The sequence below is a fragment of the Ruminococcus hominis genome (assembly GCF_014287355.1).
GTDB lineage: Bacteria > Bacillota > Clostridia > Lachnospirales > Lachnospiraceae > Schaedlerella > Schaedlerella hominis.
The window spans coordinates 1,569,469-1,582,714 of record NZ_JACOPE010000001.1; the positions used below are offsets into that span (position 1 = coordinate 1,569,469).

Consider the following 13,246-nt stretch of genomic DNA (forward strand, 5'->3'; position numbering starts at 1 on the left):
AATTGCAGGAGGATTGACAAGAATGGGTGAGGTAATTGTCATTACATCAGGAAAAGGCGGTGTTGGTAAAACAACAACGACAGCAAATATCGGAATAGGGCTTGCATCAAAGGGCAAGAAGGTTGTAGTCATTGATACAGACTTAGGACTTCGGAATCTTGATGTTGTCATGGGATTGGAAAATCGTATTGTATATAATCTGGTAGATGTAATCTCAGGTGGATGTAGGATGAAGCAGGCATTGATCAAGGACAAGCGTTTTCCAGAGTTATATTTACTTCCTTCGGCACAGACAAAAGATAAGTCAGCGGTGTCACCGGAACAAATGCGAAAGCTGATCAGTGAATTAAAGATGGAATTTGATTACATTTTACTTGATTGTCCTGCAGGGATTGAACAAGGATTTAAAAATGCAATTGCGGGTGCTAACAGAGCAATTGTTGTAACCACCCCGGAAGTTTCCGCTATCCGTGATGCAGATCGTATTATAGGTCTTCTAGAAGCGAACGGAATTGCAAAAAAAGAGTTACTGATCAATAAGCTTCGCGTTGACATGGTACGAAGAGGCGATATGATGTCAGTCGAAGACGTGACAGAAATTCTGGCAATTCCGCTTCTAGGAGTAATTCCGGACGATGAGCAGGTTGTAATTGCAACAAATCAGGGGGAAGCTGTAATTGGGGAGTCCGGCGTTGCAGGGAAGGCATATAGTAATATTTGTCAGCGAATTTTAGGTGAAGAGATACAAATACCGGATTTTAACAGACCAGAAGGAATCCTTTCCCGTTTTAAACATATATTTGTAAAAAATTAGGAGGCTGCAATATATGAGTGTGCCATCTGTTGAGATTGCAAAAGAAAGAGTACGGTCATTAGTTGTAGCCGATAGAATGAAATGTACACCTGATATAGTAGAGAAAATGTCAAATGATATATATATTGCAATTTCTAAATATATTGATATTAAACCAGAACAGTTGGATATCGAAATTTCAAGATCAGATATACATATAAAACTATAGGAGAAAAAAAGTGAAATTTTTTATTAAAAAGCTTAAACAGCAATATCATATACAAGATTATAATTTTATTTTAATTGCACTTGTTCTTGCAATATCTATTGTTGGAATTTTTGTTGTAGGAAGCGCAAAAGATTCATATCAATTTAAACAACTACTTGGAGTACTTATTGGATTTGTTGCGATGGTGATTGTTTCATTGATTGATTATGAGTGGATATTAAAATTTTACTGGTTATTATACATCGTTAATTTAGTATTACTTGTAGCAGTGCTTTTATTCGGTGTTGAGGCAAATGGTGCAACCAGATGGTTGAATTTAGGATTTATTCAATTTCAGCCATCTGATCTGACTAAAATTTTAATGATTTTATTCTATGCACAATTTTTAAAGAAACGACATCGGGTAATCAATGATAAGTGGACGATCATCCAGGGCGTTGCACTTATCCTTCCGTCTTTAGCATTGATTTACGAGCAGCCTAACTTATCAAACACCATCTGTCTGGGCTTATTGTTCTGTGTATTGATGTTTGTAGGCGGTTTGAGTTACAAATTTATAGGAACAGTATTGGCAATCGTAGTTCCAATAGCAGTGATTTTGTTTGTGATTGTCATACAGCCAAATCAACCATTACTTCATGGATATCAGCAAAACCGAATTCTTGCATGGCTGGAGCCAGAGAAATATGAATCGGATGAAGCATATCAGCAACTAAATTCTGTTATGGCAATTGGGTCAGGACAACTAACCGGTAAAGGCTATAACAGCGATGCGACAACCTCTGTTAAAAATGGAAATTTTATTTCAGAGCCTCAAACAGATTTTATTTTTGCAATTATTGGTGAAGAATTAGGATTTGTGGGTTGTTGTAGCGTCATTATTTTGCTATTATTAATAGTAATCAGTTGTATTTCTGTTGGAATGAGGACGAAAGACGTAAGTGGAAAGCTCATTTGTTCCGGAGTAGCTGCATTGATCGGTATCCAAAGTTTTATTAATATCAGTGTAGCAACAATGCTATTCCCAAATACCGGAATTTCGCTTCCGTTTGTCAGCTACGGACAGACCTCGGTCGTCTGTTTCTATATTGGAATCGGACTTGTTCTTAATGTTGGACTTCAACAGAATAAATACCAGTAAGAGGAGTGAACTTGTAATGAATATCGGATTAGTAGCACATGATGCAAAAAAGAAACTTATGCAGAATTTCTGTATTGCATACAGAGGAATATTGAGTAAACATAATCTGTATGCAACGGAAACAACAGGTACGTTGGTTGAGAATGTTACAAACCTAACAATCCATAAATATCTTCCTGGACATTTAGGCGGAAAACAGATGTTAGGGGCTCAGATTGAACATAATGATATGGATTTACTTATTTTCTTTAGAGATCCATTAACATCACGTTCTCATGAACCGGATGTCAACGATATTGTAAAGTTGTGCGATATCTATAACATACCAATTGCAACAAACATTGCCACTGCAGAGGCTTTGATTCTTGCATTAGACAGAGGAGATTTGGATTGGCGTGAAATGTACAAATAAAAACAAAAAACAGACACAGAATTCTTATGATGCAGCAAGACGAAGAAAGGCGTTGCGAAAAAGAAGACGAAGACAACAGCAGATAGTAACCGTATTGGTTATTCTTATTTTATGTCTGACGGCTATAGGAATTGCATATTTAATCCATTCAGGATCTAAGAAAGATTATGTAATTGATTATGAGACGAAAAATTATAATAAAAGCCTATATAAAGGAGATACATTTGCAAAAGATTTATGTGTAACTTCAAACAATGTCTCATTGGAAGGATATGCAGATGACGATTCTTTGGGGGCTGCCGGTTTATTCGATATTAAAAATAATACAGTACTTTATGCAGACAATATTCATACACAGTTATATCCGGCTAGTACAACAAAAGTTATGACTGCTTATGTTGCTCTAAAATATGGAAATCTCGATGATATTGTTACAATAAGCGAAAATGCTGTGAATTTGGACGCAGATGCACAAGTTTGCGGATTTGAAGCAGGTGATCAGGTGTCAATGTATGATTTAATGAATGGTCTGTTACTTTATTCAGGCAATGATGCAGCATTGGCAATAGCAGAACATGTTGGTGGAAGTGTAGAAGCTTTTGTTCAGAAAATGAATGAAGAGGCGAAGGCTTTAGGAGCAACTAATACGAATTTTGTTAATCCACATGGGCTTCATGATCCACAACAGTATACAACAGCTTATGACCTTTATTTAATGTTTAATGCATGCTCGAAGAATCCAACATTTATTGATATTATTTCCCAGAAATCCTACTCTGCAACGATTACATCTGCTGATGGAGATCAGTGGACAACAGAGTGGATTCCTACTAATTATTATTCGGCCGGAGAAGCAACTCCGCCAGAGGGTGTGAATGTACTTGGAGGTAAAACAGGTACAACTGATGAAGCAGGGTCTTGTGTTATTTTATATAATCAGGATATGGAATCAAACCCTTACATATCTGTAATAATGGGGGCAGATACAAAGACAATTCTTTACGATGATATGACAGCACTACTCGCTGTAGGAGTTGGAACAAAATCATCAAAAAATTAATCTCAGTCGAGAAGACTCCCACCTCTTCAGGTGGTGAGTAATAACAAATTTGTCTCAGTTTGTCTCAGTGGGAGTCCAATCTTCGACTGAGATAAACGCTCCGCGAGGATGCGCAGTGATTCTGATAGGAATATGTCAGCTTCGCTGACCAGAATCACGCGCCAAGTCTCACGGACGTTCGACTTGAATTAAATATAGCAAAGATGCGGAATCATATTTAATCCGCATCTTTTTTAATGTAGTATTCTAAAATATTATTCAGATATATTTCCTATTCTTCCATACAGGCTAATCAGATAGAGCCCACATAATCCTACGAGCGTATAAATGATACGAGAAAGCCAGCTCATATTTCCAAATAAGAATGCAACCAAGTCAAAACGGAAAATTCCAATCAATAACCAGTTTAGTGCGCCAATGATTACAAGTGTCAAAGACGTGTTATCAAACCATTTCATTTAAATTCCTCCTTTTCCAATCAATACTCTTATTATTTGTTGAAACGCTGGAAATATACATAAAAAAATGTTATACTAGACAAGTTAATGAAGAATAAATTTAAAGGATTTCATTTGAGGAGTCTGAATTGAAACGAAAAGTAAAGAAAACAATTAATATCCGACATTATAAAAATAAACAGGAAATGAATATAGGAATTGTTCTTTTTGCGTTTATTTTTATTTATCTTGTTGTTACAATTTTTACATATGCAACCGCAAAAAGAATATCTGTATATGAAGTACGCGAGGGAAGCATTGTAAAAGATAATTCCTATACCGGACTTGTGATTAGAAAAGAGCAAGTATTTTATGCAGATGCAAGTGGTTATGTGAATTATTTTCAAGATGAAAATTCCAAGCTTCGAAAAGGTAATAATATTTATGTATTATCCCATAATAAGTTAAATATTCCAAGTGGAAATGATACAGAAGGCACCACGCTTACAAATGAAGAGCAAAATAATCTTATTTACAAAATACAGGATTTTAATGAAAGCTATACGAATGGACATTTTTCATCTGTTTATTCATTAAAAACAGAAATTAATTCGGCATTGCATGGTGCTGCGAATCAGTCAAAAACCTCACAGTTAGATGCGGTAATTGCCGGAAATTCAGATGTCATTGCTACATATCCAAGTGATTCAGATGGAATACTTGTGTTAAATGTAGATGGTTACGAAAATTTGACAGAAGATACTCTTAATAATAAAAATTTTGACAGAAGTAATTATGAGTCTACACAATTGACAGATCAGACAAAAATAAAGGCCGGTGATCCAGTATATAAAGTTGTTACGGACGAAAACTGGGATGTTTATATACAACTAGATAAAAAAACAGCAGCCAGTCTTGCAGGCATTCAGTATGTCAAAACGAGGATTAATAAGAATAACGATACCATTTGGGCAGATTTAGCAATTGTCAGAAAAGGGGACGACTATTATGGGCATTTAACTTATGATAGTGCAATGATTCAATATTCTAATAGTAGATTTTTGTCTGTAGAATTGATTCTGGATGATCAGAGTGGATTGAAAATACCTAGAAGTGCAGTGATTGAAAAATTATTTTATACAATTCCGGGCGAGTACCTGACGACAAGCGGAAACAGTTCTTCACAGGGAGTGATGATACAAGATGGTGACTCTGTAAAATATCAAACTGTAGATATTTATTATACAGAAGCGGATGGAACTGTTTATCTAAATCCGGAAGCTTTTGAATCTGGAACAGTTCTGATTAAGACAGGGGAGTCTGGAACTCAGGAAACATATTCCTTAGGTGATCAAAGAGCTTTAAAAGGAGTCTTTTGTATTAATAAAGGATATGCCGTATTTAAGACAATTCAAATCCTTTGCGAAAACGATGATTATTATATCATTCAAGAAGGTACAGCTTATGGCTTGAGCAATTATGATCATATTGTTCAAGACGGGCACTCTGTTACAGAAAATGAAGTAGTATTTCAGTAAGAAAAGATATATGGAGGTTTTCATAATGTTGAAAGAACAATTAAATGAAGTAGAACAAAATATCCAACAGGCTTGTGACAAAGTTTCACGCTCACGAGAGGACGTAACTTTGATTGCAGTCAGTAAAACAAAGCCTATTTCAGTGCTTCAGGAAGCATATAACCTGGGAGTACGGGTGTTTGGCGAAAACAAAGTTCAAGAATTAACTGAAAAATACGAGGCACTGCCAAAGGACATTCACTGGCATATGATTGGACATTTACAGACTAATAAAGTAAAGTATATCATTGATAAAGTTGACTTGATTCATTCTGTGGATTCTATGAAGCTTGCAGAGACAATTGAAAAAGAAGCTGCTAAAAAAAATTTGATTGCAAATATTCTAGTAGAGGTCAATGTAGCAGAAGAGGAAAGTAAATTCGGACTGAAAATGGAAGAGGTAATTCCTTTTATAGAAAAAATTTCTGTTTTTCCACATATTCGAGTATGTGGACTGATGACAATTGCGCCTTTTGTAGAAAATTCTGAAGAAAATCGTGAAATTTTCACGAATTTACGCAAATTATCTGTTGACATTAACGCAAAAAACATTGATAATGTTAATGTGAGCATACTTTCTATGGGAATGACCAATGATTATGCTGTTGCAATTGAAGAAGGTGCCACAATGGTTCGTGTTGGAACAGGGATTTTTGGTGCAAGAAATTATAATATATAAGAATATAAAGAAAGTAATGTATAAAAATATGTTGTGTATATCGCACAAGAAGGAGTGTAAACATGGGAGTGTTTGATAAGTTTCTGGACATCATGAAATTAAATGATGATTATGATGATGATTTCTATGATGAGGATGAGATGTATGACGATGACTATGAAGAAGAAAAACCTCATCGTTCATTCTTTGGAAAGAAACATACTAATAAAGAACCTGAATTTGAAGATTTTGATGCTGGAGAAGATATCGAGAATAAATTTACACCTGCAGCAAGCAGTAAAGTAACACCAATGCGTCAGCCTGCATCCAAACGTGGAGCAAGCATGGAAGTATGTGTAGTAAAACCTACTTCCGTAGATGATTCCCGAGAGATTACAGAGACTTTACTTGCAGGACGTACAGTTATCTTGAATTTAGAGGGTCTGGATCTTGAGATTGCACAGAGAATTATTGATTTTATTTCCGGTGCTACTTTTGCAATCAGTGGAAATCTTCAGAAAATTTCAAATTATATTTTCCTTGTAACACCTACAAATGTTGACATTACAGGTGATTTACAGGATTTACTTAGCGGTTCTATGGAGACATCCGCTGTGAGAGGCAGATTTTAATAAGGCAGAACAAGATGCAAAAAGAAGAACAGCTTCTGGAAAAGCACTTTATTGATTTATCCAGACAGGCATATCATCGTAATATTATTACATATTCAGATTTTTTGAATTTGAATGAACAGAATATTTTACATTCAATTCCGAAAGACAGGCTTTACACTGGGCTTATAGTTTTTGGAGGATATGATTTTGCAGAGCGTCAGATGGCAGCATTTATACCTGATGCTCTTTCTTTGCGTGATATTAAAGATTCAGATATTTTTCAATCAGAAATATCGGTTCTACATATTTCTCCTTTAAATAAGAAATACAGTGAAGCTTTGAGTCATAGAGATTATCTGGGGTCTATTTTAAATTTAGGAATAGAACGAGGGATGATTGGAGATATTCTTATTACTGATTCCGAGGCAATTGTATTTGTAAAGATGCAGATGCAGGAGTTTTTAACAGAAAATATAACTCGCATCCGTCATACGTCAGTATTAGCAACAATTGATGAATTAACGGATTTTCACTACAGCCCGCGTTATGAAGAAATAAAAGGCACTGTAGCATCAGTGCGTTTGGACAGTCTTTTATCGGTTGCATTCTCGTCTTCCAGAAGTAAATTATCAGGTCTTATAGAAGGTGGAAAAGTTTTTGTAAACGGGCGTTTGATTACTTCTAATGCATATCAAGTAAAAGAGCATGATATTATTTCTGTTCGAGGGATGGGGAAATTTGAGTTTATAGAAACACTTGCTTTTACAAAGAAAAAAAGAATTTATGTCTTAATACATAAATATGTATAGTTTAGGAGCTTGTATTATGCAGAATAAAAATAAAACTTTTCAAAGCTATATGTATGCTGTGATCTGGTGTGTAATAGCTATTTTTATTGACCAGATTACAAAATGGCTTGTAGTACACAATTTGAAGGGAAAAGACAGTATTACAATAATCCCAAACGTTTTCGAGTTGCATTATCTTGAAAATCGAGGTGCAGCATTTGGAATGTTGCAGAACAAACAGATTATATTTTTAATCGGTGCAAGTATTGTTTTAATTGCAATCGGTTATTTGTATGGAAAAATACCGCATATGTCACGTTATTTTTGGCTTCGCTTTTGTGCCGTTTTAGTTTGTGCCGGCGCAATTGGGAATATGATTGATCGAATTCGACTCAATTATGTTATTGATTTTTTCTATTTTAGTTTAATCGATTTTCCGATTTTTAATGTAGCGGATTGTTATGTTGTAGTAGCTTGTGTGCTCTTTGCGATTCTTGTCTTATTTTATTATAAAGATGAAGATTTTGCATGGGTAAGCAGAAAATAAAAAATAATCAGAGTTCATATAAAGATGGCATTACATTTTGTAATGTCACTTTCTATATTTACAGAATTATTGTAGTAGATTGGAGATAAAGAAGTATGGAGAAATTGTTCTTTACAATTGAAAAGGGCGGAGAACGTATCGATAAATATTTGTCAGAACAGCTTGAAGATATGACTCGTTCACATATTCAAAAATTAATCAAGGAAAATATGGTGCGGGTAAATGGAATGGCTGTGAAATCAAATTTTAAACTTTCAGCTTCTGATCAGATTGAAGTGGAAATTCCAGAATTGAAAGAACCGGATATTCTTCCGGAAAATATTCCTTTGGATATTTTATATGAAGATCAGGATATCCTTGTAGTAAACAAACCAAAAGGTATGGTAGTACATCCTGCACCCGGACATTATACAGGAACGCTGGTAAATGCAATCATGTACCATTGTAAGGATAATTTATCAGGAATTAACGGAGTTATGCGTCCTGGTATTGTTCATAGGATAGATATGGATACAACCGGCTCTTTATTGATATGCAAAAATGACCGTGCGCATCAGGCTCTTGCAGAGCAGCTTAAAGAACATTCTATTACAAGAAAATATCACGCTATTGTTCATGGAAGATTAAAAGAAGATGAGGGAACCATTGACAAACCGATCGGTCGCCATCCGATAGACCGAAAAAAAATGAGTGTTCACTGTACTAACGGAAGAGAAGCAATTACGCATTATCGTGTTCTGAAAAGATTTCAGCAATTTACTTATATTGAATGTCAGTTGGAAACCGGACGAACACATCAGATACGCGTGCATATGTCTAGTATCGGGCATCCGATTTTAGGGGATCAGATATATGGACCTGCAAAATGTCCTTATAAATTGCAGGGACAGACATTACACGCGAAGGTACTTGGAATCACACATCCAACAACCGGTGAATATATGGAATTCGATGCACCACTACCAGATTATTTTCAGGCTTTACTTGAAAAAATGCATTAGAACGAATATAATAAAGAGTATAGATGAGTTCGTGCATCAATACAGCGTAAAGGAGCGTGGCTAGTATGAAAACAAATACGATTATTACAATTGGAAGACAGTATGGAAGCGCTGGAAGAGAGATTGGTTATAAGATTGCTGAGGATTTCGGAATCAAACTTTATGATAAAGAAATGCTCGCCAGAGCTGCAAAGGAAAGCGGTATCTGTGAAGAGATTTTTGAAACTCACGATGAGAAGCCAACAAATAGCTTTCTCTATTCACTCGTAATGGATACATATTCTATGGGGTATGCTGGAAGCGCATATAATGATATGCCGCTCAATCATAAAGTATTCCTTGCACAGTTTGATACGATTAAGAAGATTGCAGACGAAGGTCCTTGCATTTTGGTTGGTCGTTGCGCAGATTATGCGTTGGAATCTTATGATAATGTAGTCAGTGTATTTATTCATGCAGATTTGGAGGCAAGAATTTCCCGTATTAGTCGAATTTATGATTTACCTGCCAATAAAGCAAAAGATCGTATCGTAAAGACAGACAAGAAGAGAGCAAGTTATTATAACTATTATACAAACAAGCGTTGGGGCGATGCGGATAGTTATGAATTATGCTTGAACAGCTCAAAGCTTGGCATAGAAGGAGCAGCTAAAGCAATCGAACAATATGTACTGTTTAAGGAAGGTATTTCTGATAAACAAATCTAATTTTATAATGTAAAGAATATTAAATTCAAGTCGAGCAGCCGCGAGACTTGGCGCGTGATTCTGGTCAGCGTAAGCTGACACATTCTTTACAGAATCACTGCGCATCCTCGCGGAGCGTTTATCTCAGTCGGAGATTGTACTCCCACTGAGATAAATTTGCTGTTACTCACCACCTAAAAGAGGTGGGAGTCTTCTCGACTGAGATAATAAAAGTGGAAGATAGGATAGCAGATGCTCCGGTTTCTTCCACTTTTATATTATTCTTCTCGTAATTTTACAGCTGATGCAGCCTGACGGCGTCTATCCTCATCAATTGCCGCATAATGCTTTTTCGTAGTGTTTACATCTTTATGTCCTAAAACATCTGCAACAAGATAAATATCTCCGGTTTCTTTGTATAATGCAGTGCCATAAGTGCTTCGCAATTTATGAGGGGTGATTTTTTTGTTAGGAGTTATCTGGCGGGCATATTTTTTAACCATATTTTCAACAGCCTGGACCCCCATACGTTTTCTCTGAGTAGACAGAAATAGTGCATTTTCATTACCCGGAAGAGGAGTTACAGTTTTTCTTGTTGTATATAGATAGTTCTTTAATGCATATTCGACTTCTTTACCAAAATATACAACCATTTGATTACCGCCTTTGCGGAGGACTTTAACTCCGTTATTCTTAAAATCTACGTCTTGTATATCTAAGCCAACGCATTCAGAAACACGAATACCTGTTCCTAATAATAATGTAATAATTGCAAGATCTCGATTTTTTGTTTTTTCATAGTAAGCTTTTTTCTGTCCACTTAATTTGTCATCGCCGTGTTCAACAAAATCAAGTAAAAGTGCAATTTCATCTGTATCAAGTCGAACAATTGCCTTCTCGTGTAATTTTGGCATATCTACGAATAATGTCGGATTTTTAGAAATCATTTGATGTTTAAAATAATAACTATAAAAACTTCGTAAAGCTGACATTTTACGCGAAAGTCCATTTTCAGTATTTGTAATCTGTTTTTCTTCGTCATTTTTATAAACTTTTAGAAACTCAAGATATTCTTCAATGTCTACAGGCTCTAATCGCTCCAAATCGGACGTTTCAAACTGGTCGACGGAGTAATTCTTATATAGTGGATTATTTTCCATTAAAAAGCGAAAAAACACGCGTATATCATATGCATAAGATATTCTTGTCTTAGCAGACGTGGTTGGTTCAATTGCCCGGAAATAATCTTTGGCAAAAGAAGGAAGCGTTTTTAATATTTCACGCAGTCTCAATGTATTATCGATATAAGTTTGTTCGTGATAAGATTTTTCAGCAGTGTTTTCAATAAAAGTTGGTGTATTTTGATTTTCAAGTTCTGATTCTTTCATAATGTTTAAAACCCCTTATTGATAGTAATATAGTTAGAATATAACACATTAAATATATTTTGTCTATATCTATTGGAAAAATCGGTATTTGTCGTATAGATTGAATTGCGATAACTTAGTACTCTTTTTCTATAAAACAAAAAGAACATATGGAATCATGTTTGAATTTTACTTAAACATGTCCTTATGTTCTTATCTATATGTCTATATGCACTACTAAAAGTTCTATCTGATATAAAGTTTTTATCTGGAAACAATTTGGATTCCATTTGCATTTATGTGATACATTGCATCATATATAATGATTAATTTGTTACCAGTGTATATCTGATCACTTTTCAGATGATTTAATTCCTTCAGTTCTTTAATATATCTATCAACACTATAACTTTCAGGTTTATATTGTTCTGCAATACTCCATAATGTATCATTCTCATGAATTGTAATACTTTTATAAAGCATCTGATTTTTTGAAACAGCAATATCTGAATCCTTTGCTGATGAGATTACACTGCCAAATCCAACCCAGCAAACAGAAACTAATAAAAATGCTGTTATAATGGATAAAATATTTCCTTTTAATCTGTTGCGATTATGTCGTTTGTTTATATTTTTTCTTTTCATAACGCTGCACTCTCCTATTTATCAAAGCTATAAAGAACATCTGTTCTGGTTATGAATATAGTATACGACACGAACATATGTTTGTCAATGAGGTTTGCTATAATATTCGAACATATTTTCGCAACAAATGTTTGCTATTTCACTTTCCCTATGATACTATAAAAATAGTAAAACAGCCGGGAGGGGATTCGTATGGCACAGGGAAAAATCAGTAAAAAGCAAGAAGAAATTTTAGAATATATCAAATCACAGATTCTGGAGCGTGGATTTCCACCTGCAGTTCGTGAAATTTGCGAGGCAGTTAATTTAAAGTCTACGTCCTCAGTACACTCTCACCTTGAGACATTGGAGAAGAACGGATACATACATAGAGATCCGACGAAGCCACGTGCAATTGAAATTTTAGATGATACATTTAATTTGACCAGACGTGAGATGGTCAATGTACCGATAATCGGTCGTGTTGCCGCAGGTGAGCCATTACTTGCACAGCAGAATATTGAGAATTATTTTCCGATTCCGGCAGAGATGATGCCTAATAAACAGACTTTTCTGTTACAAGTACAAGGGGAAAGTATGATTAATGCAGGAATCTTAAATGGTGATTATATCCTCGTACAACAGCAACAGACAGCGGATAATGGAGATAAGGTAGTCGCATTAATAGATGATGGTGCTACAGTAAAGACGTTCTATCGTGAAGAGGGAATCATTCGTTTGCAGCCGGAGAATGATTTTATGGATCCGATTATTGTGAAGGATTGTACTATTCTTGGCAAAGTGATTGGTGTGTTCCGATTCTTTAAGTAGAGTTTTAGAAGACAAAAGACTTTCTTTACTTATGATACATATTATTTATTAATAAAAGGTTACACCTCAATGTTACTAAAATAGCATTAAGGTGTAACCTTTATTTTCATCTCTTATAACTCATCAAAAGCGATTTCTTTTCCATCTCTCCAGATTCGTTCGAGATCATAGAAAAGACGATTTTCACGATCAAATATATGAACGATAATATCGCCGAAATCAAGAAGTACCCAGTTCCCATTGCTGTATCCTTCTCGTTGTTTTAAGGAATATCCTGCTTTGTGAAGCTCTTCTTCCACATTATCAACCAATGCCTGGACCTGGCTGGAGTTTGTACCATTTGCAATGATAAAATAGTCTGCTAAGACAGAAATTCCTTCCAGATTGATAATCTTAATATCTTCACCTTTTTTTTCATCTAAAGCCTGATATGCGGTTTTTACCATTTTTTTTGCCTGTTCCATTGTCTGCCTCCCTTTAA

17 protein-coding genes are annotated in these 13,246 nt (G+C 35.2%); 13 read left to right on the top strand and 4 right to left on the bottom strand.

Translation table 11 applies throughout. From position 1 onward, the window contains the following. The first annotated feature begins 22 nt into the window (after positions 1–22). From minD to H8S40_RS06960, 5 genes are read left to right on the top strand one after another with little or no spacing between them, the layout of a single operon-like run. A complete protein-coding gene (minD, locus tag H8S40_RS06940; protein ID WP_118736960.1) occupies positions 23–814 on the top strand; it encodes a septum site-determining protein MinD in 792 nt (263 codons plus the stop codon). A gap of 13 nt (positions 815–827) precedes the next feature. Then, entirely contained in the window at positions 828–1,022 is a 195-nt protein-coding gene (locus tag H8S40_RS06945; RefSeq protein WP_022075527.1) for a cell division topological specificity factor MinE, read from the top strand. Positions 1,023–1,032: 10 nt separating this feature from the next. Next, positions 1,033–2,163: an FtsW/RodA/SpoVE family cell cycle protein gene (locus H8S40_RS06950; RefSeq protein ID WP_118736959.1), complete on the top strand. Its 1,131-nt coding sequence runs from the start codon at positions 1,033–1,035 to the stop codon at positions 2,161–2,163. Between the two features lie 16 nt (positions 2,164–2,179). Next, positions 2,180–2,575: a methylglyoxal synthase gene (locus tag H8S40_RS06955; protein ID WP_022075529.1), complete on the top strand. Its 396-nt coding sequence runs from the start codon at positions 2,180–2,182 to the stop codon at positions 2,573–2,575. Then, positions 2,559–3,635 carry a D-alanyl-D-alanine carboxypeptidase family protein gene (locus tag H8S40_RS06960; RefSeq protein WP_366482327.1) on the top strand — a complete coding sequence of 359 codons (1,077 nt, stop codon included), beginning with the start codon at positions 2,559–2,561 and terminating at the stop codon, positions 3,633–3,635. The genes H8S40_RS06955 and H8S40_RS06960 overlap by 17 nt, the downstream gene beginning before the upstream one ends. Before the next feature lie 254 nt (positions 3,636–3,889). Here the strand turns inward: H8S40_RS06960 and H8S40_RS06965 are convergent, their stop codons facing one another. Then, complete coding sequence (locus H8S40_RS06965; protein ID WP_022075531.1) at positions 3,890–4,093, bottom strand: DUF378 domain-containing protein; 204 nt, start codon at positions 4,091–4,093, stop codon at positions 3,890–3,892. A gap of 128 nt (positions 4,094–4,221) precedes the next feature. On the opposite strand from H8S40_RS06965, the gene H8S40_RS06970 reads away from it, so the two are divergent. The 7 genes from H8S40_RS06970 to H8S40_RS07000 all read left to right on the top strand — a co-directional run bounded on the left by H8S40_RS06970 (position 4,222) and on the right by H8S40_RS07000 (position 9,964). Beyond that, positions 4,222–5,610, top strand: a complete 1,389-nt coding sequence (locus H8S40_RS06970) for a biotin/lipoyl attachment domain-containing protein (protein WP_118723661.1) — start codon at positions 4,222–4,224, stop codon at positions 5,608–5,610. A gap of 25 nt (positions 5,611–5,635) precedes the next feature. Then, the gene (locus tag H8S40_RS06975; protein WP_118723660.1) at positions 5,636–6,328 is read left to right on the top strand and encodes a YggS family pyridoxal phosphate-dependent enzyme; all 693 of its coding nucleotides are present in this window, start codon (positions 5,636–5,638) and stop codon (positions 6,326–6,328) included. Positions 6,329–6,390: 62 nt separating this feature from the next. Beyond that, positions 6,391–6,939, top strand: a complete 549-nt coding sequence (locus tag H8S40_RS06980; RefSeq protein WP_022075534.1) for a cell division protein SepF — start codon at positions 6,391–6,393, stop codon at positions 6,937–6,939. Positions 6,940–6,953: 14 nt separating this feature from the next. After that, the gene (locus H8S40_RS06985; RefSeq protein WP_022075535.1) at positions 6,954–7,730 is read left to right on the top strand and encodes a YlmH family RNA-binding protein; all 777 of its coding nucleotides are present in this window, start codon (positions 6,954–6,956) and stop codon (positions 7,728–7,730) included. 16 nt (positions 7,731–7,746) lie between these two features. Then, positions 7,747–8,256 carry a signal peptidase II gene (gene lspA, locus H8S40_RS06990; RefSeq protein ID WP_022075536.1) on the top strand — a complete coding sequence of 170 codons (510 nt, stop codon included), beginning with the start codon at positions 7,747–7,749 and terminating at the stop codon, positions 8,254–8,256. Positions 8,257–8,351: 95 nt separating this feature from the next. Continuing rightward, positions 8,352–9,257, top strand: coding sequence for an RluA family pseudouridine synthase (locus H8S40_RS06995; protein WP_022075537.1), 906 nt, complete (start codon positions 8,352–8,354; stop codon positions 9,255–9,257). A 65-nt stretch (positions 9,258–9,322) separates the two neighbouring features. Next, complete coding sequence (locus H8S40_RS07000; RefSeq protein WP_118738317.1) at positions 9,323–9,964, top strand: cytidylate kinase-like family protein; 642 nt, start codon at positions 9,323–9,325, stop codon at positions 9,962–9,964. 257 nt (positions 9,965–10,221) lie between these two features. Here H8S40_RS07000 and H8S40_RS07005 read toward each other — a convergent pair whose 3' ends face one another. Together H8S40_RS07005 and H8S40_RS07010 are read right to left on the bottom strand one after the other, a co-directional pair. Next, entirely contained in the window at positions 10,222–11,331 is a 1,110-nt protein-coding gene (locus H8S40_RS07005; protein WP_118737261.1) for a tyrosine-type recombinase/integrase, read from the bottom strand. A gap of 243 nt (positions 11,332–11,574) precedes the next feature. Next, a complete protein-coding gene (locus tag H8S40_RS07010) occupies positions 11,575–11,955 on the bottom strand; it encodes a LysM peptidoglycan-binding domain-containing protein (RefSeq protein ID WP_118723657.1) in 381 nt (126 codons plus the stop codon). A gap of 192 nt (positions 11,956–12,147) precedes the next feature. Between H8S40_RS07010 and lexA the strand changes: the two genes are divergently transcribed. Continuing rightward, complete coding sequence (lexA, locus tag H8S40_RS07015; RefSeq protein WP_118723656.1) at positions 12,148–12,765, top strand: transcriptional repressor LexA; 618 nt, start codon at positions 12,148–12,150, stop codon at positions 12,763–12,765. Between the two features lie 113 nt (positions 12,766–12,878). Here the strand turns inward: lexA and rsfS are convergent, their stop codons facing one another. Then, positions 12,879–13,229, bottom strand: a complete 351-nt coding sequence (gene rsfS / locus H8S40_RS07020) for a ribosome silencing factor (RefSeq protein ID WP_118723655.1) — start codon at positions 13,227–13,229, stop codon at positions 12,879–12,881. Positions 13,230–13,246 lie beyond the last annotated feature (17 nt).